Source organism: Vibrio diazotrophicus, from assembly GCF_038452265.1.
GTDB classification, from domain to species: Bacteria; Pseudomonadota; Gammaproteobacteria; order Enterobacterales; family Vibrionaceae; genus Vibrio; species Vibrio diazotrophicus.
Map to the genome: position 1 here is coordinate 836,195 of NZ_CP151843.1, position 21,826 is coordinate 858,020.

20 protein-coding genes and 2 pseudogenes are annotated in these 21,826 nt (G+C 43.3%); 9 read left to right on the forward strand and 13 right to left on the reverse strand.

Annotation, left to right across the window (positions count from 1 at the left end):
• Positions 1–243: 243 nt before the first annotated feature.
• Positions 244–711 (forward strand): 2TM domain-containing protein, encoded by a 468-nt coding sequence (locus tag AAGA51_RS19080; RefSeq protein ID WP_042482876.1) that lies wholly within the window; start codon positions 244–246, stop codon positions 709–711.
• A 49-nt stretch (positions 712–760) separates the two neighbouring features.
• Here AAGA51_RS19080 and AAGA51_RS19085 read toward each other — a convergent pair whose 3' ends face one another.
• The 4 genes from AAGA51_RS19085 to nrdD all read right to left on the reverse strand — a co-directional run bounded on the left by AAGA51_RS19085 (position 761) and on the right by nrdD (position 5,403).
• The gene (locus tag AAGA51_RS19085) at positions 761–1,459 is read right to left on the reverse strand and encodes an ATP-dependent zinc protease family protein (RefSeq protein ID WP_042482873.1); all 699 of its coding nucleotides are present in this window, start codon (positions 1,457–1,459) and stop codon (positions 761–763) included.
• Positions 1,460–1,487: 28 nt separating this feature from the next.
• On the reverse strand, positions 1,488–2,669 hold the full coding sequence (locus AAGA51_RS19090; RefSeq protein ID WP_042482870.1) for an aromatic amino acid transaminase: 1,182 nt from the start codon (positions 2,667–2,669) through the stop codon (positions 1,488–1,490).
• Between the two features lie 127 nt (positions 2,670–2,796).
• Positions 2,797–3,264: an anaerobic ribonucleoside-triphosphate reductase-activating protein gene (gene nrdG, locus AAGA51_RS19095; protein WP_042482867.1), complete on the reverse strand. Its 468-nt coding sequence runs from the start codon at positions 3,262–3,264 to the stop codon at positions 2,797–2,799.
• 18 nt (positions 3,265–3,282) lie between these two features.
• On the reverse strand, positions 3,283–5,403 hold the full coding sequence (nrdD, locus tag AAGA51_RS19100; RefSeq protein WP_042482864.1) for an anaerobic ribonucleoside-triphosphate reductase: 2,121 nt from the start codon (positions 5,401–5,403) through the stop codon (positions 3,283–3,285).
• 308 nt (positions 5,404–5,711) lie between these two features.
• On the opposite strand from nrdD, the gene AAGA51_RS19105 reads away from it, so the two are divergent.
• Positions 5,712–6,608, forward strand: coding sequence for an endonuclease/exonuclease/phosphatase family protein (locus tag AAGA51_RS19105; protein ID WP_255209371.1), 897 nt, complete (start codon positions 5,712–5,714; stop codon positions 6,606–6,608).
• A gap of 135 nt (positions 6,609–6,743) precedes the next feature.
• Here AAGA51_RS19105 and AAGA51_RS19110 read toward each other — a convergent pair whose 3' ends face one another.
• The 5 genes from AAGA51_RS19110 to AAGA51_RS19130 form a co-directional block, all read right to left on the reverse strand.
• Positions 6,744–9,911 carry an efflux RND transporter permease subunit gene (locus AAGA51_RS19110; RefSeq protein WP_042482861.1) on the reverse strand — a complete coding sequence of 1,056 codons (3,168 nt, stop codon included), beginning with the start codon at positions 9,909–9,911 and terminating at the stop codon, positions 6,744–6,746.
• Positions 9,912–9,913: 2 nt separating this feature from the next.
• Positions 9,914–10,918, reverse strand: coding sequence for an efflux RND transporter periplasmic adaptor subunit (locus AAGA51_RS19115; RefSeq protein WP_042482857.1), 1,005 nt, complete (start codon positions 10,916–10,918; stop codon positions 9,914–9,916).
• A 114-nt stretch (positions 10,919–11,032) separates the two neighbouring features.
• Positions 11,033–11,491, reverse strand: a complete 459-nt coding sequence (locus AAGA51_RS19120; protein ID WP_042482853.1) for a YeeE/YedE family protein — start codon at positions 11,489–11,491, stop codon at positions 11,033–11,035.
• Positions 11,492–11,591: 100 nt separating this feature from the next.
• Positions 11,592–12,011 carry a YeeE/YedE family protein gene (locus AAGA51_RS19125; protein WP_042482851.1) on the reverse strand — a complete coding sequence of 140 codons (420 nt, stop codon included), beginning with the start codon at positions 12,009–12,011 and terminating at the stop codon, positions 11,592–11,594.
• A gap of 37 nt (positions 12,012–12,048) precedes the next feature.
• Positions 12,049–12,351 (reverse strand): ArsR/SmtB family transcription factor, encoded by a 303-nt coding sequence (locus AAGA51_RS19130; RefSeq protein ID WP_042482847.1) that lies wholly within the window; start codon positions 12,349–12,351, stop codon positions 12,049–12,051.
• Positions 12,352–12,507: 156 nt separating this feature from the next.
• Here AAGA51_RS19130 and AAGA51_RS19135 point away from each other — a divergent pair, with 156 nt between their 5' ends.
• From AAGA51_RS19135 to AAGA51_RS19150, 4 genes and pseudogenes are all read left to right on the forward strand, one after another.
• Positions 12,508–12,693 carry a YgaP family membrane protein gene (locus AAGA51_RS19135; RefSeq protein WP_042482844.1) on the forward strand — a complete coding sequence of 62 codons (186 nt, stop codon included), beginning with the start codon at positions 12,508–12,510 and terminating at the stop codon, positions 12,691–12,693.
• Positions 12,694–12,761: 68 nt separating this feature from the next.
• A pseudogene (locus AAGA51_RS19140) lies at positions 12,762–12,878 on the forward strand (pyridine nucleotide-disulfide oxidoreductase); the annotation flags it as partial.
• 79 nt (positions 12,879–12,957) lie between these two features.
• On the forward strand, positions 12,958–14,655 hold the full coding sequence (locus tag AAGA51_RS19145) for an FAD-dependent oxidoreductase (RefSeq protein WP_342291574.1): 1,698 nt from the start codon (positions 12,958–12,960) through the stop codon (positions 14,653–14,655).
• A gap of 160 nt (positions 14,656–14,815) precedes the next feature.
• On the forward strand, positions 14,816–15,304 hold the full coding sequence (locus tag AAGA51_RS19150) for a hypothetical protein (RefSeq protein WP_042489964.1): 489 nt from the start codon (positions 14,816–14,818) through the stop codon (positions 15,302–15,304).
• 138 nt (positions 15,305–15,442) lie between these two features.
• On the opposite strand, the gene AAGA51_RS19155 is transcribed toward AAGA51_RS19150, so the two are convergent.
• Positions 15,443–16,363, reverse strand: coding sequence for an ornithine cyclodeaminase family protein (locus tag AAGA51_RS19155; RefSeq protein ID WP_042489966.1), 921 nt, complete (start codon positions 16,361–16,363; stop codon positions 15,443–15,445).
• Entirely contained in the window at positions 16,364–17,527 is a 1,164-nt protein-coding gene (locus AAGA51_RS19160; protein ID WP_042489967.1) for an alanine racemase, read from the reverse strand.
• Positions 17,528–17,633: 106 nt separating this feature from the next.
• Between AAGA51_RS19160 and AAGA51_RS19165 the strand changes: the two genes are divergently transcribed.
• On the forward strand, positions 17,634–18,539 hold the full coding sequence (locus AAGA51_RS19165) for a LysR family transcriptional regulator (RefSeq protein ID WP_042489969.1): 906 nt from the start codon (positions 17,634–17,636) through the stop codon (positions 18,537–18,539).
• A gap of 20 nt (positions 18,540–18,559) precedes the next feature.
• Positions 18,560–18,700 (forward strand): annotated as a pseudogene (locus AAGA51_RS19170) (IS110 family transposase); the annotation flags it as partial.
• A gap of 346 nt (positions 18,701–19,046) precedes the next feature.
• Here the strand turns inward: AAGA51_RS19170 and AAGA51_RS19175 are convergent.
• On the reverse strand, positions 19,047–19,604 hold the full coding sequence (locus AAGA51_RS19175) for a hypothetical protein (RefSeq protein ID WP_042489971.1): 558 nt from the start codon (positions 19,602–19,604) through the stop codon (positions 19,047–19,049).
• Positions 19,605–20,167: 563 nt separating this feature from the next.
• On the opposite strand from AAGA51_RS19175, the gene AAGA51_RS19180 reads away from it, so the two are divergent.
• Entirely contained in the window at positions 20,168–20,407 is a 240-nt protein-coding gene (locus tag AAGA51_RS19180) for a helix-turn-helix domain-containing protein (protein WP_042489973.1), read from the forward strand.
• A 341-nt stretch (positions 20,408–20,748) separates the two neighbouring features.
• Here AAGA51_RS19180 and arsB read toward each other — a convergent pair whose 3' ends face one another.
• A complete protein-coding gene (gene arsB, locus AAGA51_RS19185; protein WP_042489975.1) occupies positions 20,749–21,813 on the reverse strand; it encodes an ACR3 family arsenite efflux transporter in 1,065 nt (354 codons plus the stop codon).
• Positions 21,814–21,826: the final 13 nt, after the last annotated feature.

Consider the following 21,826-nt stretch of genomic DNA (forward strand, 5'->3'; position numbering starts at 1 on the left):
TGATTGAATATCGCGAAGAATGTCGAAATTTGTCTAGGATCGAAGCATGGCAGCTTGATGAGAGCTGTGATTATAGCGACCCTTCACAAAATTCATCACAATATTGTGATTGTTCAACTTTAAAACCTGATTCGCTAACTTATTGAATTTATAGAAGTGTCATAACTATGTCGTCTATATGACGTTATATGCTGGATACACAATTGGTAAGCTCTGTTTCACAGCAGTAGAAGGAAATTTTAAATGATTATTAGAAAACTCAGACTAAAACATGGTTGGTCTCAGGAGCAATTGGCCGATCTTAGTGGCTTAAGCATCCGTACTATTCAGAGAATTGAACGTGGTCGAAAGCCTGGTTTGGAGTCACTAAAATCCCTAGCTGCTGTCTTTGAAACCAGTATCGAAGAACTTCAGCAGGAGCCAGAAATGACCAGTGACACAAAGTATACTGAAGAAGAACAAACGGTGATCGACCAAGTAAGAGCCATCAAGGGTTTTTACTCACACCTGATGACATACGTTATGGTGATCAGCCTACTTTTCGCCATCAACCTATTTACCAGTTCTCACTATATTTGGGCTTGGTGGCCAGCTTTAGGCTGGGGCATTGGTATTTTGAACCATGGTTTAAATGCCTTCGAAGTGTTCAATCTCTTCGGTCCAAAATGGGAAAAGCGTCAAATTGAAAAACGCCTTGGTAGGAAGATGTAAAAATAGAAAAAGCCAGCTTCTGCTGGCTTTTTGATTATCCATTTCAAGCTTACTTATGCTTTGGTTGGATGTACTTACGGCTTACATCCACCAGTGCAACATCTTTAAAGAAGCTGCGACCTAGCAACACAGGGAAAGTCAGGTGACTTCTGTCTGTTAGAGTGAACTCGGTATTTTCTTTCAAATCACCGATTTGAATCCATGCCATAACCACAGCTCGACGTTGTGTACCGTCAGCGCTTGACTGACGAATATCAACCCAACGCTCTACAGGTAAAGCAAACTCTTTGCTCATCACATCATCGTGTGCAATCTTGAATTTTACCCAGTCTTTGCCATCACGCTCGAATGGAACAACGTCAACAGCGCTTACTGAAGAAGTCGTCGCACCTGTATCAATACGCGCACGGAAGTTCTCTTTCAAGCCCGTAATATAAACCCATTCTTGTTCTCCAAGAATCAAACGACCATCGGCTGTTTTCTTAGCGTCCGCCACCATAGGTGGCTTAGGATCCGGCTTTGGTTGCTGTTCAGGTCTTACTTCCGGCTTAGATTCAACAATAGGCTCAACCTTTGGGGTTATGGTTTCATATTTACTAAGGTCTCTTTCTGGTTGAGAAACCTCTTGTTTAGGTTCTTCAACTTGAACAGCTTGATCCTTTGCATCACCTTCATTAGACGTTGTAGAACAAGCCATTAAACCGCCACTCAGCATCAAAGGAATTAAAAATTTCCACTGTTGTTTCATTCGTTCACCTACTCAAACTGAAAAATATCTATAAAACTTTCATTATCGCATCCGCCACATAAGGGATGTCTTTTTCTGTTAAACCAGCAATGTTAATACGACTATCGGCAACCCCATAGATACCAAAGTCTTCGCGTAGTCGTAACATTTGCTCTGCTGTTAAGCCTAGCATAGTAAACATACCTTTGTGACTTTCTATGAAATCAAATTGTGAAGTATTGTGTTGATTTCTCAACTGGTTACATAAACTTTTACGAAGACTTAACAGACGTTGTTGCATTTCAACCAACTCATTCTTCCAAGTTATGGTTAATGCATCGCTTTGTAATACTGTTTTTACCAGCGCAGCGCCGTGGTCAGGCGGCATAGTGTACGTGGTGCGCGCCAATGTCAGAAGTTTACCTTTAGCATTCGTTGCTTCTGTCGCATTTTTTCCCAGTACCATGGCAGCCCCAGTACGTTCGCGATATAGGCCGAAGTTTTTTGAACATGAGGTAGTAATCAGCATCTCTTCTACACGTTCTGCCATGTGGCGAATGCCTTTTGCATCTTCTTGTAATCCATCACCAAAGCCTTGATAGGCAATGTCTACAAAAGGCATAAAACCATTTTTCTGTGCTAATTCCGTTATCGCCTGCCAAGCTGCAAAATCTATGTCTGCCCCCGTCGGGTTGTGACAACAACCATGAACAACGACCACATCTTTTGGCCCTGCATGCGCCAAGTCCGCAAGCATGCGATCAGCGTTCACCATTTTGGTCTTTTGGCTAAAGTAACTGTAAAACTTCACTTTAAGCCCTGCGGCTTCCATGATCGGTTTGTGGTTGACATAACTTGGGTCGGTTAGCCAAACCGTTGTTTCTGGCTGCGCAAAATGCATAAGATCAGCAAGCATACGTAATGCGCCACTGGCACCCGGAGTCTGAATAACGGAGAGTCGATCACGCACAGGTGTGTCACCTAGCACTAAGTCCGCCATGCATTGGTTGAACTCTTCGCATCCAGCAAGGCCAACGTACGACTTTGACTTCTGTGTTTTCGCTACAATATCTTGAGCTTGCAAAATTGCTTGCATGATTGGCGTTTCGCCTAAGCTATTTTTATAAACACCAATGCCTAAATCGACTTTTTCAGTGCGAGGATCGTCGCGGAAAGCCGCCGACAGGGAAATGATGGGGTCAAGAGTTGGAGCAGTTAAATGAGAGAACATGAAAGTCACAGCCTTTTGAAATTCAAGTGGTGAGTTTCAAAGTAACACTATCGCTGAAACGGCTCAAGATACTTGTTTATTGGCAAGTTATTAGCTCCTTAAACGGAGCTAATAATTAAAATTATGCTTAAGATTTGAGGTAGTGAATGACTTGATTACTGCTGCCTCGCCAGTCTAGGCTCGGATCGGCAAGCTCTTTGATAAATTTGCCATCTATCAGCACATCAATGTATTCCAACACCTGTTTTTGAGCTTCGCTCAGTTCCGAGAGCAGATAACCCGTCCATAGCCAGATATCTTTATCGGTACATTCTTGCTTAACGCGTTTCACCAGATGAAGAATGGCAGAGACGTTTTGTGGATGCAGTGGATCACCACCGGACAATGACAAACCACGTTTCGGTATGCGGGTATCGTTCAAGTCCGCAATGATGCGATTTTCTAAATCTTGAGTATAGGGATGACCAGAGCGCAAAGACCATGTGCTCTGGTTATAGCAGCCTTTACAGTTGTGTTCGCAGCCGGAGACAAACAGTGTACTGCGTGTCCCCGGTCCGTTGACCACATCAATAGGATGATATTGGTGGTAGTTCATTGCTCAATCGTATTTCGTTTAAAGGTGCTTAACGCGACGTTTAACTTCTTCTTGTTTACCGAAGTTGAACGGACGAGCATCAGGGCTACCCAAATAACCGCATACACGACGAGTGACTGATACTTTAGACGAATCATGGTTGCCGCACTTCGGACATACAAAGCCCTTGCTGGTACATTCAAATTCTCCGGTAAAACCACAGTCGTAACACTCATCAATCGGTGTATTTGTGCCGTAATAAGGCACTCGAGAGTAGCTGTAATCCCAGACGTTTTCTAACGCTTCAATATTGCGTTGCATGTTCGGGAACTCACCGTAACAGATAAAGCCACCGCTCGAAATTTCTGGATAAGGCATCTCGAAATCGATCTTATCGTATGGGTTTACTGTTTTTTGCACATCCAAGTGGAAGCTGTTGGTGTAATAACCTTTATCAGTTACACCCTCAATAACACCAAACTCTTTTGCATCGATACGGCAGAAGCGGCTACATAAGTTTTCGCTTGGTGTACCGTACAGGCTAAATGCATAACCAGTTTCTTCTTTCCATTGGTCAACGGCTTCACGCAAGCGTTGGATAATATCAATGGCGTGTTGACGTAAAGTTGCATCGTCGTACACATGCCCGTCTGCACCAAACAGCGCAGTAATCGTTTCATGCACACCGATGTAGCCAAGAGAGATAGACGCGCGACCGTTTTTGAAAATCTCAGTAATGGAGTCGTTAGCTTTTAGACGAACACCACACGCGCCTTCCATATACAGAATTGGAGCAACACGCGCTTTCACTTTCTCTAAACGGCTGATACGAGTTTCAAGCGCACGGCGAGCCAGTTTCAGTTTGCCGTCCAACAGTTCGTAGAACTTATCTAAGTCACCATTCGCTTTCAAAGCGATACGAGGCAGGTTCAAGCTTACTACACCAAGATTATTACGGCCTTCATGAACAAGTTCACCATTTTCTTCATATGTATTCAGGAAGCTACGGCAGCCCATTGGAGTTTTAAATGAGCCCGTAACCTCTACTACTTTGTCGTAGTTCAAAATGTCTGGGTACATGCGTTTAGAGGCACATTCCAGCGCAAGCTGTTTGATGTCGTAGTTTGGATCGGCTTTCTTGTGGTTCAAGCCATCTTTAATCGCGAATACCAGTTTAGGGAACACCGCTGTTTTGCGGTTTTTACCCAAGCCCGCTATACGGTTTTTCAAAATAGACTTCTGAATTAAGCGCGATTCCCAACAGGTACCTAAACCAAAACCAAACGTCACAAATGGTGTTTGTCCATTCGCCGTGTGAAGTGTGTTTACTTCGTATTCCAGAGACTGGAATGCGTCATAACACTCTTTCTCGGTACGTGCTTTAGCAAACTCTTCAGGGCTGTGAATATCCCACTCTTTAGCGATTTCTAAATGTTTCTCGTAGCTCGCAGCTACGTAAGGCGCAAGAATTTCATCAATACGGTTGATCGTTGTACCACCGTAGATATGGCTTGCAACCTGAGCGATGATTTGAGCCGTTACCGCTGTCGCAGTCGAAATTGATTTTGGTGTATCAATTTCCGCATTACCCATTTTAAAACCGTGTGTCAGCATGCCCTGTAAGTCGATCAGCATGCAGTTAAACATCGGGAAGAATGGTGCGTAGTCAAGGTCATGATAGTGAATATCACCTTCTTCATGAGCCTGAACGATGTCACGAGGCAGAATACGAGTTTTCGCATAGTGCTTAGCAACGATACCTGCTAACAAGTCACGCTGCGTTGGAATCACTTTGCCATCTTTGTTGGCATTTTCGTTTAGCAGATCGGCGTTGCTTTCTTGAATTAAGCCTTCAATTTCTCTGGTCAACGCGCTTTGCTTTTCACGAGAAATATCGCGGTCATGGCGATACTCAATGTATGAACGAGCTAATGCTTTGTACGGACCTTGCATTAGCTCGTTCTCTACCATCGTCTGAATTTCGGCGATGTGAACTTCTTCGTAATCTTTCAATTTTAGTTCAACAGCAAGTGCGACATTAAGAGCGTAAATAGCCAACTCTTTATCCACATGATCTGCGGCACTTTCAACTGCAGATTGAATACGATCCCTGTTAAACGGGGCTTTAGAGCCATCACGTTTGATCACGATAGGTTTCAAAATTTCTCCTTACCCCAGCATACTCACAGACTTATCCACAAACACACTATATAGGGCTTTTTATTATCCAACTGACACTATATGTTGTGGCGTATTTAACCTCCGACATCAAGTTGGAGTATTGATATAGATCAATGGATTTGGACCACCGGACAGAATTGATTCAAACTTACAGCTCAAGATCTCAAACTCGTAAGAAATGCTGCAAACCGCAAAAATTGTGATATCCGTTGTTGATTTTTTAGGAAGCCTGATAGATTAAGCGCTGCCGAAATCTCGATAAAAGACACGACACAAGGATTGAAAAAATGCGCCTATTTTATGCTCTATTTGTAAGTGTGATTTCCTTAGTGATGCCACTCACTGCGCATGCTGAAAAATTAACCATGAGCACTTGGAATATGGAATGGCTCACCGTCAATCAAAACCATAATGTCTATGAAGGGAAGCGAAACAATGACGATTTTTCTGCCCTGAAAGGCTATTTTGAGAAACTCAATGCGGATGTGATTGCTTTTCAGGAAGTCGATAGCATCGACGCTTTTAAGCGAGTAAGCCAACCCGAATACACTGTCGTTCTGTCGGACAGAAAGATGCCAAAATATGCTAGCCACCAGTTTTCAGACATTAATCAATACACGGGCTTTGCGATTCGTAATAACGTGCCTTTTTCTGATCCCAAAGACCTCGACTTGTACGGCAAAGCTAATCACAAACTAAGGTTTGCTTCTTATGTCATTCTCTACCCTGATAGTGCCACACCTGTCCACGCACTTTCATTACACCTCAAAGCGGGTTGTGTAGGAAAATTCTATTCTCAGAAAGAGACTTGTCAGACTCTGTTAGCACAAGGAAAAAGTCTTAACCGTTGGATTAAAGAGCGTGAAAAACAGGGGCAGGAATATGTGATTATGGGGGATTTCAATCATAACCTGAGCTTTAAAGGCGACTGGTTGTGGCAAGAGTTTACTCAGGGTTTGAAACAGAAACCTGAACTGGCAACCCGCAATACTCAGGCTTTATGCAAGGTTCGCAAACGTAATGATGCTTCACAGCTGCATCAGTTTCGCTCCGTGATTGACCATATGATTGTCAGCCCTAAACTTAACGCAACACCGCCCAAACAAATGGTCTATAAAGACCAAGATGCTCTCAACTACCACTTAAGTGATCACTGCCCTATTGTGTCTCAGCTCAACTGGTAATGGATAACTGGTGATGTCAGAGACAGTAATAGACGATACGTTGATTTAACAGTTACAAAAACAAAAATGCCTCACTCTGTATTGGCTTACATTGTGAGGCATTAACACAAGTTAACTAACTACAAATCCCTGTACCTAAACAGGACTTTTTTCGAAGCGTTTTCTCATCACTACGTAGTATAGGACAGGGATAACCAACAAGGTCAAAATTGTTGATACGAATATCCCGAAAATCAAACTGATAGCCAAACCGTTAAAGATCGGATCATCTAGAATAAATACCGCGCCTATCATCGCAGCCAGTGCTGTCAACATAATAGGTTTGGCACGTACCGCCGCCGACTGAATCACCGCTTCTGAGAACTCAATACCCTCTTCCACTTGTTGATTGATAAAGTCCACCAGCAAAATCGAGTTACGAACGATAATACCAGCTAAGGCAATCATGCCGATCATTGACGTCGCCGTGAACTGTGCGCCTAATAGGGCGTGTCCCGGCATCACACCAATAATGGTGAGCGGGATTGGTGCCATGATGATCAACGGCACTAAATACGACTTAAACTGCGCTACAACTAATAGGTAAATCAGAATCATACCGACAGCGTAAGCGATACCCATATCGCGGAAGGTTTCATAAGTGATTGTCCACTCACCATCCCACAGTATAGAAATGCCGTTTAAACCATCTGGCTGATTGATGTAGTACTGGTCAACTGCCATTGCTTTGTCCAGTTTACTGCCCACATTAAACATACCGTACAGTGGGCTATCTACGCTTCCCGCCATATCACCGACGACCATGACCATAGGCACTAAGTTCTTATGCACAATGTAATCTTCCATAGGCGTTTGACGAACTGACACCAAATCAGACAGTGGATAAGCGCTACCCGTCATGCTGCCCACTTTCATATTCAGCACTTGTTCTAAACGCACTTTTGCTGTTTCACTCGCCTGAATCTGAATTGGAATCGGGTACTTACTGTGCTCACTGTGCAAATAAGTCACAGGTTTTCCGCCAATCGACGTTGCTAAGGCATCAACAATCGAAGCATAAGGCACTTGGTAGTGAGACGCTTTGCTTCTGTCGATCACTACTTGCCATTTCTGGTGCAGTTCTGGCAGGTACATGTCCACATCGACAATATCCTGAGTAGTGCGGAACACTTCTCTGACTTGTCTTGCAGCTGCATTACGAATCTCCGGTGTTGGGCCATAAACTTCCGCCAATATCGGAGACCAGACAGGAGGACCCGGTGGTACTTCAACCACTTTCACCTTACCGCCAAATTTATCTGCGACAGCTTTTAATACAGGGCGTATGGAGCTGGCGATTTCATGGCTGTCTCGATCACGCTCTTTACGTCCAGCAAGGTTAACCTGAATGTCGCCCTGATTCGCCTGATTGCGCATAAAGTAGTGACGAACCAAACCGTTGAAGTTAATCGGCGCTGCTGTTCCCACGTAGATTTGGTAACTTTCCATCTCTGGCACTTTGTTCAGCTCTGCGCCCATGTCGAACAACACGCGCTGAGTTCTCTCCAAAGACGTACCTTCCGGCATATCCAGCACAACTTGAAACTCTGATTTGTTATCAAACGGCAGCATCTTCAATACAACCGCTTGAAACACAGGTAGCAGCATTGATCCAGCAATCAAAGCCAGAATAGCCAACAGCAGCATAAAACGATTACGCCCCTGATTTTTCGCCGTCACAAACGGAGTCATGATGCGATGGAACACTGTGTTCGTTGCACCGCCTTCTTGATGACCATGCGCCGCGGGTTTCAAGAAATGCCCAGCAAGCCATGGCGAAACAATAAATGCCACCGCTAATGAAATCAGCATACCCATAGATGCATTGATCGGAATCGGGCTCATATACGGCCCCATCAAACCAGACACAAATGCCATAGGTAAGAGTGCCGCAATGACCGTTAATGTCGCGAGAATAGTTGGCCCACCAACTTCATCAACCGCTGGTGGGATCAACTCGCTCAGCTTTTGCTTACCCATTGCCATATGTCGGTGAATGTTTTCCACCACCACAATTGCGTCATCAACCAGAATACCGATTGAGAATATCAGAGCGAACAATGAGACTCGGTTGAGTGTAAAACCCCATGCCCATGAAGCAAATAGCGTGATCATCAAAGTAACCACAATCGCTAAGCCTACTACCGCTGCTTCGCGCCAACCCATGGTTAGTACCACCAAGATAACCACCGCAGTGGTCGCAAACGCTAGTTTACCAATCAGAGTATTACTTTTATCCGCGGCGGTTTTACCGTAGTCACGGGTAATATCAACATCAATACCTTGAGGAATAAGCTGGTTTTCTAACTCAACCAAACGAGACTCGATAGCGTTCGCTACATTTACCGCGTTTTCACCACCTTTTTTGGCAATCGCCAACGTCACCGCTGGATAAATACCCTGCTTATCACTGGTCCAAACATTTTGCGTTGGTGTGTTGACACCAAATTTCACAGTCGCGATATCTTCCAGATAGACGGGCGTATTGTTGTGCAAGCCAACAACCAGTTGTTTGACTTCTTCCACACGAGTAAGGAACTGACCGACTTGAACCGGAAATTGTTGGTTATCATGAGTAAGTGACAGCATGGTCGAACTTGAGTTCGCTGAAGGCAGATGCTGATTCAGTTGATCAAGCGTGATACCAAAGCTGTTCATTTTCACCGGATCAAGACGCACATCGACGATGGTGTTGTGCCCACCCACAGTGTATATATCGCGAGTACCATCAATGCGCTTCAGTTCGGTTTCTAAACCGTGAGCGACTTGAGTCAGCTGTTGCTGATCAAACTCACCGCTCTTATCCGCCAAAGTGATGGTCACAATAGGCACATCTTCAATGCCCTTGGGTTTAATAATAGGTTCGCCTACCCCAACACCTTGAGGCATCCAGTCCTTGTTGGAATACAGTTTATTGTAGATACGAACCACAGCGTCATTGCGCGTTACACCAACATCAAATATGGCAACAATCATCGCGCCGTCAGGCTGAGAGAAAGAGTAGATCTTATCTATACCCTGAATTTCAGAGATCACTTGCTCCGCAGGCGTGGTTACTAAGCTTTCAACCTCAGCAGGAGAAGCGCCGGGGAATGGAATATAAACGTCTGCAAATGTCACATCTATTTGAGGCTCTTCTTCTTTTGGCGTCACAATGACCGCGAAAAGCCCCATCAACAGCCCGACTAAAGCGAGCAAAGGCGTCATAGCAGAATTTTGGAAGGCCGCGGCAATGCGACCCGAAATGCCGAGTCGTTTGTCCATAATTACTTACCTTCTGCGTTAAGAGCGGTAGTCGAAATGACGTCGCCTTCTTCAAGGCCAGACAACACTTCGGTGTAGTCGCCATAGGTTTGCCCTAATCGCACTGGATTAAGCACTCGGCTGTCGTCCTGAATTCGGTATACAGAACTCAGCTCGGCTCTGCGAACCACTGAACTGTTCGGAATCAGAATCGTGTATCTGTTGCCGTAATGGAATTCAGTCTTCACCCACATGCCCGGAACAAAAGTTGAGATATCTTCAGGTAAGTTCAGACGGATTTTAAAGGTGTGAGATTGCGGGTCCGCATAGCTGAACAAGCTGTACTGCGTTGGAAGTATACGTTCACCTTGAGGCGAAACGACTTCAAACTGAGCAACATCAGAAACTGAGGGTTGGTAGCGTTGAGGTATCTCAGTCTCAACACGAAGTTTATCAATCGAGAAGCCACTGACAAGCGGGGTTCCCGGAGCAACGGTTTCACCCAGTTCAACGTGTCTTTGAGTCACAACACCGTCATAAGGTGCGGTCACACTGGTATAACCAAGAGATTCTTTGGCCTGAGCAACCGCTGCTTGAGCAGACTTCACCGCTGCAGATGCACTGCGAGCTCTTGCTTCAGCAGAATCCATCACATCTTGTGAAATCGCGCCTTTGGGGAAAAGTTGACGATAGCGTTTCACTTGCGCTTGGGCTTCTCTGTCTTGCGCAATCGCACTTGCCGACTGAGCCTGAGCAGCATCTAGAGAAGCGGATTGCTGAACAGCACTGATTTCCAACAACACTGTTCCTTTTTTCACGTAGTCATTAACATCGACATTTAAGCCAACAATACGGCCCGATGTTTGTGAAGCTACAGTACCTTGATTAATGGGCTGAACCACGCCATCAAGTTGCACAACTTGCGCGAGTGACTCACTCTTTACGATGTAACGTTCACTGGCTTGTTCTGCGTTCGCATAGCCAGTGCTGGCGAGTGCCGCAGCAATACTCAAAGTTAACCATCTCATAAGTCACTCTCCTTAGTGCTTAGATACCGCTAGCTACTATTTCATTTATATAAGTTTCGTTTGTCTAAGTCGTTACCTATACTCGATTTCTATACCACTAATAGCATAGTGCGACTAAGCAGTTTGTGATTCAGCATGTTTACTATTATTAATACAGATCAATAAGTTCGTTGCACCTAGACCAACCATCATGCAAGCGAAGAAAATCCAAGCACCTGAATTACCCAGTGCTAGGCTTGAAACCACAGGTCCCGGGCAAATACCCGCCATCCCCCAACCCAAGCCGAAGATCGCCGCACCGCTAAGTAAACGACCATCTACTGTTTTCTTCGTGGCTAAACAGAATGTTTCAGCATTCACTGGCTTTTGTTTTGGCTTAATCAGTAGGAAGTAAGCAGGCATAAACACCATCAGTGCGCCGCCCATGACAAACATCAAACTCGGGTCCCAATTTCCAGCCACATCAAGGAAACCCAAAACTTTTGCAGGGTCTGCCATGCCAGAAATGATCATACCAATACCAAACAACACGCCAGCCAACAGAGACGTTAATCGAAACAACATATTATTCATTTGAATGCACCTATCAGTTTTAAATAAACCCAATTCTTAAACCAATCTGGTTTTTAACTCACTGAGTTTTAAGCTTATGTTTTAGCTCTAAAAACTAAAATTAAAGAACATGGAAACGGACAAACACCGTTACTGCTGCTACTGCCATAAATACGCAGGTAGCGACGATAGAACGTTTAGATAAACGCCCGATGCCACAGATACCATGTCCGCTAGTACATCCGTTACCTAAACGGGTACCAACGCCAACTAATAGGCCCGCAATTGCGAGCATCGCACTACTTGTTTCGAACTGAACTGGAGCTTCACCACCGAGCATTAACGCAGCCAGTACACCACCAGAAATCATCCCCAAAGCAAACAATAGTCGCCACGCGAAATCCTTCGTTTTTGGTGTCATCAAGCCAGTTATAATACCGCTGATACCTGCTACTTTCCCGTTCATTAGCAACATCAATGTCGCTGAAATACCTAATAGAATGCCTCCTGCCAAAGATTCCCACGGAATGGAAAACGCCATAACTACCTCTATAAGTTAAAGTTTTAATTTAAAATTATTATCCACAAAATGTCGTTTGTAGACTTTGAATCAGTTGTGTTACACGATTGTCTGCGAGCGAATAAAACACTTGTTGTGACTCTTTACGAGCCTTGATAAGACCATGTTTACGTAACACGGTTAAGTGTTGAGAAAAAGCAGACTGGCTCAATGCTGAGCCTTGTTGCAACATACCCACACCGACTTCACCTTTTGTCAGTTGGCATAAAACCATTAAACGCTCTGGATGCGCCATAATTCTTAGCAGTTCAGACACTTCCGCTGCATTTTGCTTCATTGTATTAATGTCGACAGCTTCCATCGTCTTACCCTCATTTAACTCGATTAATTAGATTTTACTAATAAAACAACATTAGTCAACGCTTATTTAGCAATTATAAAATTAGTTAAATTAACATTAGACATTTCTAATTAAAGATCCTATAGTGAGCTCATTAATCCAACGGAGGGTAATAATATGACTATCGAAAACGGTGTAAGACTATTAGCGGGCAGTATGATACTGATCTCAGTAATTTTGACTGCATTCGTCCACCCTAACTTTGTTTGGTTGACGGTATTTGTCGGTGCCAACCTGATTCAAAGTGCCTTCACAGGGATATGTCCAGCAGTTTATTTTCTGAAAAAATTAGGCTTACGTTAGTCGCTCGTCACAAGGCTGACAAAGTGCTTTGTTAGCCCTGCGAGCCAGAACAAAACTTGGAGTAAATTATGACTAAGATTGTGATCATTGGTGGTGTTGCAGGTGGTGCATCTGCCGCGGCTCGTGCTCGTCGTTTAAGCGAAGACGCACAAATTATTATGTTTGAACGTGGGCCGTTCGTTTCATTAGTGAAATAGATAATTGACTACATTTTTGATTTTTCCTTTTTAATTTATCTATCTCATTGATCTTATGGAGATTAACATGACCAAAATCGTAATTATTGGCGGTGTTGCAGGTGGCGCATCAGCAGCAGCTCGCGCAAGACGTCTTAGTGAAGATGCTGAAATCATTATGTTTGAAAGAGGTCCCTTCGTTTCGTTCGCTAATTGCGGGTTGCCGTACCATATTGGCGGAGACATCAAAGAACGCGGCAATCTTCTGCTTCAAACCCCAGAGAGTTTCCTCGCTCGTTTCAATGTAGACGTACGTGTGATGAATGAAGTGCTCCGGATTAATCGCGCAGAAAAAACCATTACTGTGCGTAATCTTCTCGATCAAACTGAATACACAGAAAGCTATGATTTTCTGCTTCTAAGCCCAGGTGCGGGTCCGATTGTTCCGCCAATTCCGGGGTTAGATAACCCATTGACGCATTCACTGCGCAACATTCCAGATATGGATAAGATTATCCAAACCATTAATACCAACCAAGTTGACCACGCAACAGTTGTCGGTGGCGGTTTTATCGGTTTGGAAATGATGGAAGCGTTCCATCAGCTTGGTATTAAAACCACGTTATTGGAAATGGCAGATCAGGTGATGACGCCTGTAGACCGTGAAATGGCTGGTTTTGCTCACGCAGAAATACGCGCTAAAGGTATCGATTTACGTTTAGGCACGGCATTGAAAGCGGTTGAATTCAAACCAACAACTTCACTAGCGAGCATGGACTCAGGTCAGAAAGAACATCAGCACATTAATGGTGAACTTGAGTTGACGCTAAGCGATGGTGAAACTCTCACTACTGATATCTTAATTATGGCGATTGGTGTGCGTCCTGAAACCAAACTGGCGTCAGAAGCGGGTCTGCAAATTGGTGAGCTTGGTGGTATTTATACCAATGAGTATATGCAAACCAGCGACCCATCTATCTACGCTGTGGGTGATGCTATCGAAGAGAAAGACTTCGTGACGGGCAAACAAACTATGGTTCCTCTTGCAGGCCCTGCAAACCGTCAAGGTCGTATGGCAGCAGACAACATGCTTGGCCGAAGTGAAACTTACCAAGGTACTCAAGGTACTGCGATTTGTAAGATCTTCGATTTGGCAGTCGCTTCAACCGGTAAGAACGAGAAGCAGCTAAAACGTGAAGGCGTTGAGTACCAAAAAGTGTACGTACACACTGCCAGCCACGCGAGCTACTACCCAGGAGCTGAAGTGGTTTCGTTCAAAATGTTGTTCGATCCTAAATCAGGCAAAATCTTCGGTGCGCAAGCGGTGGGTAAAGATGGCATCGACAAACGTATCGACGTGATGGCTGTTGCTCAACGTGCAGGTATGACAGTAGAGCAGCTACAGCACTTAGAGCTGACCTACGCACCACCATACGGCAGTGCGAAAGACGTGATTAACCAAGCGGCATTCGTGGCAAACAACCTAATCAAAGGCGATTCAACTGCGATTCACTTTGATGAGATTGATAACCTTACAGAAGATCAATTGTTGCTAGACGTTCGTAACCCAGGTGAACTACAAAACGGTTATCTACCAGGTGCAGTTAACATTCCTGTTGACCAACTTCGTCAACGCATGAATGAGCTGCCAAAAGACAAAGAGATCATCATCTACTGTCAGGTAGGTCTGCGCGGAAACGTGGCATACCGTCAGTTAGTGAACAACGGTTACAAAGCACGTAACCTACTTGGTGGTTACCGTACTTACCTGTTTGCTAAAGCGTAGTAGAACATTAGCTTCTATAAACTAGATATAGGCCAGCACACATGTGCTGGTCTTTTTTATACTAAGGGATGGATATATCTTGCGTAGACGCCATAATAGCTTTATCTAATATGCACTTAATGTGTAATGATCTTGAACGGACAACCTTGAGGAAGAAAGCATGAGAAATCGCGTATTATATTTTGATGTCAGTAGCCTACTGCTATCTTCCCCTTCAAGAGAAAATGCACAAGGCGTGCAACAAGCATTCGATTGCGATACCCCATCTAGTCCAACTTTCTTTGACAATATCTCGTTAAACAAAAAAGCGATTGAGTTGTTAACTGAATTTAGTCAAAAATCTGATGTTCTTCTTTACCCTATCCAGAAACGCTTTAAACGAGACTTTTTGATTAAACAAGGATTTGACGAGTCGGTCTTGGCTCCTGACGCTTCATATACGGTTAGGTACGGCGACACCAATGAAGTAAACCATAAAATTTCGCATGCGCACGTAATTGATGCGGATTGGTATTTTTTAAGTGATGAATACGACAAAGCATTCATCGAACATCATTTCCCTGATCGTTTTATTGACGCAGGATCTGAAGGTGTTTCACCTGATTTAATTCAAAATCTCATGGATAAATTTGATGTCACCGAGAAGTGAGACCTAAAGGTCTCAACATCTACTTAAAACATTTTTGGACAAAAGTTTGCTAGTGACTTTGCTAATGTAGTTTTTCATGAATTACTTTAGGTATGGCAAAGTCACTTTTAGTATGTGAACACAACTGGACAGACTAAATTATTCAGCAGCCTTTCTATCGACCAAATCTAATAGTTTTGCTGCGACAAATAGATCCTGAATGGCAATGCCAGAGCTATCAAAAACGGTGATTTCTTTATCCGTTTTTCTCCCTTGAGCATTTCCCGTTATGACCTGACCAATCTCAGTAACGAGTGAATTTACCGTATGTTGAAACTCCCCTATAGCAACCGATTGTATTCTATAGTCGCAAAATAGCCTTGCCGTATTATAAAGTTCTGGTGGTAGCTCTTGCTTACCAACTTTATCCGCCCCCATAGCAGAAATATGGGTTCCACCCTTCACCCATTGGGCATTAAATAAAGGCGATTGGGCTGTTGTCGCAGTTACAATAATATCAGCTTGCTCACAAGCAGTTTGTGCACTGGCACTTTCCGCATTAATACCCTGTTGCTTTAATTTTTCAACAAATACCTCTGTGTTGCTTCGGCCTACGACCAAAACTTTTTCAATCTTACGAATGTCACAAATTGCTAAAACCTCGAATTCAGCTTGGTGTCCAGTGCCAAATACAGTCAGAACCTTTGAATCTTTTCGGGCTAGGTAGTCGACAGCGACAGCATCAGCAGCCGCAGTTCGATAAGCATTTACCTTACTTGCTGCAATTACTGCCTGCAATTCACCTGTGTCTGGCTTTAGCAAAAAAACAGTCGTTCCATGGCATGGCATATCTAATGCCCGATTATTGGGCCAATATGTCCCTGTTTTCCAACCGACTAAGTTGGATGTACAAGCTGACTTTAAAGAAAACATGGAGCCTTCTTGCGAACCAGCAGCATTAACGACAGGAAACAGTGTTGCTTCATCACTCACTGCTGCTATAAATGCTTCTTTTACCGCATCATAAGCAAGTTGATGAGAAATAAGCTGTGATGTTTGTTGCTCATTCAGATAAATCATTTACCACCCCTGAACTCGATTCCAAATTTCATAAGTTTCATTTTTAATATCAAACACATGGTATTGCTTGTGCATTGATGCCATGGCGCAGGCGTGGTTAGGCAACACATGTATACGACTACCAATTGGAAAATCAGAAAAGTCGATGCTTTCACCATTTACGGCTTCAATAATACCGTGTTCCTGATTGACATTTGTCACTTGCACATTAGAAATTGGGGCACCGTTATTTTTTGTCACTAAGCCATATCCGCAATCAGTTGGCTGGTTAGCCGTGCCACGATCTGCTGATAACGCCATCCATCCAGCATCAATTAATACCCAACCTTTTACTTTGTTATGCCCAATGACGGTTGCAACCACGCTGCCAGCAATATCGCTATACTGACAAACACCGATTCCCGCCATAACCAAGTCAAAAAAGGAATAAACTCCCGCTCTTACCTCTGTAATACCCGTAAGGTCTTGATAGTGGTGTGCCGTTGGTGTTGAGCCTATACTGACAATCTCACAGATGATGTCATGCTGTTTCAAAATATCAACAGCTTCTAATGCAGCCTTAACCTCATTCGCAGCACTGTTTTGTAATGAGAGGGGATCAAAACAGTGATATGACTCCCCTGCGTGACAAAGTACTCCCGCAAACTGGGCCTTTCCACCACACAACAACTGGGCAATATCTAATAACTTAGGGTCTTCAGGAGAAACGCCACCTCTATGCCCGTCACAGTCCACCTCGATCAAAGCAGCAATAGAACACTGCTTTTCTATACAAAACGTATTGAGTTCGATAGCTTGCTCCACACTATCCAGCAGTACTGTAATATCAATTCCTTTCGAAATGAGTTCAGATATTCTGTGTAACTTTTGAGCTGAAATTCCGACCGCATAAACGATGTTTTTATACCCGATAGCAGCGAGTTCTTCCGCTTCTTTCACCGTCGAAACGGTAACTGGAGCAGTGTGATCGGGTAATAAATATTGAGCCGCTTCAAGTGAACGAAGTGTTTTGAAATGCGGTCTCAAGCTTGCCCCTTGTGATTCTATGTTGCTTCTCATTCGGGTCAGGTTTTTGAGAAATGTACACTTATCAACATACATAAATGGCGTGTCAATTTTTTCATATTGAGCCATCAACGTAGAAGCTTGATTCAAGTTAGACATGTTTTCTTACCTCAGCGATTCGATCTAAGTATCACGTTCTAGTATCCACTAATTAGATTTTGTCGTACATTAACAACTATTAACTTATAGATTAGGTTTAAACCAAATGGTTACTACTGAAGATTTGAAGTTTATTGTGACAATTGCCGAAAGCCGGACACTGGCTGAAGCAGCCAGAGCACTGAATATCACACCTCCATCAGTCACACTTCGGCTTCAGCATATTGAAAAGAAACTGGCGGTAAAATTGATTCAGCGACCATCCAGAATCGTTACCCTGACCGAGGAAGGTCAACTTTTACTCAACAAAGGACGTTTGATCCTCCAAGGCTTAGACGACTTACAAGAGCTGATTAACGAAAGAAAAGAACAAGTTTGTGGCAAGCTAAGAGTTCTGGCTCCACTAGGGTTTGGTAACGACTACATAGCCCCTTTGCTTGGTGAGTATAAAGCCATGCATCCGCAATTAGATGTTGAACTTGAACTCTCTGATAATCCTAATTGGGCCAAGCATCATAAGTGGGACATTATTATCTATATCGGCGAATTAAATGATTCATCTCTCAAAATGATCACCCTTGCTAAAAATCAACGCTTTATTTGTGCATCCCCAAAATACATTGAAAGAAAAGGTATTCCCCAAACACCAAATGAACTAATCAGACATGAATGTATTGCCCTTCGAGAAAATAATGAAGACGTAACGTTATGGCAATTTACAGATGAAAAAGGGCAACCTGATATTATTCGAATTACCCCAACTCTTGCGAGCAATGAAGGTAGGGTCATCAAAGATTGGGCGATAGCAGGACTTGGCATTATCATGAGATCGGAATGGGATGTTCAGCCTCAAATTAATAGTGGTGATTTAATACGTCTATTACCGACTTATTCGTTACCCAATGCTGATATCGTTGCATTGTTAAGCAGTCCATCTAAAGAACGTTCAGCTAGAATTTCAGGTTTTATTTCATTACTGAAAGATCGGATTACACCAATGCCATGGAAATAAGATAGTTGGTACTGGATGTAGAAAGGCTCAGCCAGTGGTGTCGAGGAGTGTTGGAACGACGAGGAATGAACCGAGCTATTGTCGCTCTCGCAGCCAAGAACGCTCGAATTATCTGGTCATCACTACACAACCAAACGGAATATGAGAATTACTCTGCTTAAGAAACCATTAATCCAAGCAGCGTAACAAGAGTACACCCACCGGGTCATAGCAGACGCAATGGATGGAGATAGGTTAAGACCACTAGCGGAGAGCCTGTTAATGCGGCGGACACATCAGATGTCATCTAACGAATAAGGCACCGCAGTCGCGCAAAGTCATCAGGGTCACGATGTTGCGAACCATCGATATAAAGACCGAATGTAGAGCGGCAGTCCAAAACCCATCACTTGAAGTTTAGCGGATGTTTGACAACCGGGGGAATCCATGTAGCAGCGTTAAGGCGTGACGATACGCTTGCCATACTGTGAACCGGCAAGCGTTGAGGAATCGCTCTTGAGCGCTTTGTTAGGCTAAGTCGGACTGCGCTACCTGAGTTGAACTAGGAATAGCTATATTCGCTGTGGCTTCAAATTTACCTTTGTACTCTTTGCCCATTTGATCGACTACATATGAGCCAACCACTTTCGGTAACTTACATTTTGCTTGTTCTTTTGATAACCATACTGAATACGTTCGTCGGGAGCCAGCAGCCAAATCCTCGCCACTAGTGTTGTCCATATGCTCAAGAAAATTGTGAGTATTTGACCTTACATAACATTTTAGGCGTTCGATTTTCCCTTCAACATCGATGAACAAGCCCACATCTTGAATGTGAATTGGAGTGTGACTGGGATTTACTACTGTTACCTTATATACAGGGCCACATAAATTGCCGCTAAACTCGTCCGTTTTTTGAGCTTCGTTTATATGGCGCTGGGCGTCGTCCCCTACCTTTGCGCTAACTTTCAACTTACGAACACTTTTTTGATAAAGCATCCAAAAACGCCCAAAGTTAAGACACAACGCGATTGTCCCGACCACAGCTCCGTACAATGCGAGGTAATTTTCATTCAACCAATCCAAACTTTACTCCTTTTGCCTAACGCTTTCTATACGGCTTTTAGCCGTTTTTCATACTCCCATCATGCAATCTTTCCAATTACAGTTCAATTTATAATCAAAAGGTTAATGAGAGGGAATGGGTATTAGATTGCAAAATGACGCATAATTTTAAAAAGCTCACGACGACGCTCGCTCGGATAACTACAGGTAAGGGAAACTTTCATCCAAAAGAAGTTAATTAACTTCGGTGATAACAAACAATGGGGCAAAGGTGTGTTTGCCGCGGTCTAATTCAGCACACCTCTAGGTGATTACGATTTGTGACCCATAGTGCACTCTAAGTTTTAGAATTACGCCTGATATCGCAAAAATGTAGTTGACCTATTTAAGACTGGCAAATTTCACTAAGTCACTATACTTGAAAATCTTGGATGACATGTGCTCTAGACAGATTTTTGTCTCACTTTTGTTTATATACTACTTAGCGTATAAAAACTTAATATACTCTATGAAGTATATTCTCACGATATACCCTATAGGGTATATAATGCACAGTATCTCCATATCTAACCAAGGGTATCATAGTGCTAGTTAACACACCGACGGCCATTGGCAATGCGTTACGCGAAGCCAGAAAGGAAAACGGCTTAAAGCAGACAGATCTTGGACTGAGACAAGCAACAGTATCTAGTTTTGAAAGTAACCCTGGAAAATCCACAATAGAAACTCTCTTCAAGTTTCTATCTGTAAATGGGTTAGAAATGCATATTGTGACAAAAGGTACGAACATTACTGAAACTAAAGCGAGCGTTGAAGAATGGTGAGTTGCATCAGAGGACATTGATTTATTTTGAGTTTCAACAATCTAGACCCAAACAGGTCAAAAGAAAAGGCTGGGAGATTAGATTACAAAATGGCTTTACACTTCTTTGGATAAGTTTAGGTAGTTCGAAATACACATTAGTTGCGTGAATTGAAGTTTCTACTCTAATCCGAATTAAGCAAAAGCTTGTCAGTTCGACTAAAGCATCTCAGTACAGTTTTAAGTTTATAACGCAACATGCGTTTCGCAAGTTGCTTATTACAATGAAGAAGTTTTAGGGCACTTCTGAGGTAGAAGTGCCAACCTAGAAATACGCCAACGATCAAGTTCTAGATATCGCTATTAGGCGTAGTATTTACGTTTCATTCTTAAGGCTACATTAACCAAAGCTATTAAGACTGGAACCTCAACCAAAGGTCCTATCACCCCCGCAAACGCTTGGTCAGAACTTAATCCAAATACCGCAATTGACACAGCGATAGCTAATTCAAAGTTATTGCCTGATGATGTAAAGGCAATTGAGGCATTTTGATCGTAAGGAATACCCAGGCGTTTTCCAATGTAGAAACTAGCAAAGAACATCACCATAAAGTAAATGATAAGTGGTATAGCGATACGGAAAACATCCATCGGTAACTCAATGATCATTTCACCTTTTAGACTAAACATCAAAACGATGGTTGCCAAGAGAGCAATCAAAGTAATTGGCGATATACGAGGAATGAAAACTTTGTTATACCATTGCTCTCCTTTTGCTGACACCAAGAATTTACGGCTTAAAAAACCTGCCAAAAATGGGATTCCTAAATAGATCAACACACTTTGAGCGATATCCAGAATCGTGACATCTACAACAAAACTTCCCAGTCCGAAGTAAGGCGGTAACATAGTAATAAACAGCCATGCCATAAAACTGTAGGTTACTATTTGAAAAGCACTATTTAGTGCCACCAAGGTTGCCGCGTATTCTTTATTCCCCCCACTGATATCGTTCCAGACTAATACCATTGCAATGCAACGGGCTAATCCAATGAGTATTAACACCACCATATAGCCAGGTTGGTCTCGTAAGAAAATGATAGCTAATGTGAACATCAAAATCGGCCCTACCAGCCAGTTCATCACTAATGAAAGCGTTATCGCTCTTTTATCACGAGTCACCTCACCCAAAAGGCTATAATTTACTTTTGCTAACGGTGGATACATCATTAAGATCAAACCAATAGCTAGAGGTATATTCGTTGAACCAACGGATAAATTTTCGTTCCACTGAGCAACTTGAGGAAACAGCACCCCTATACCCACACCTACAGCCATCGCCAAGAAAATCCAAACCGTCAAATACCGGTCAAAAAAGCTCATTCTTTGAGAAGCACTAGCTTCATCGTGACTTGCTGTGTTACTCATATTATCCTCTTCT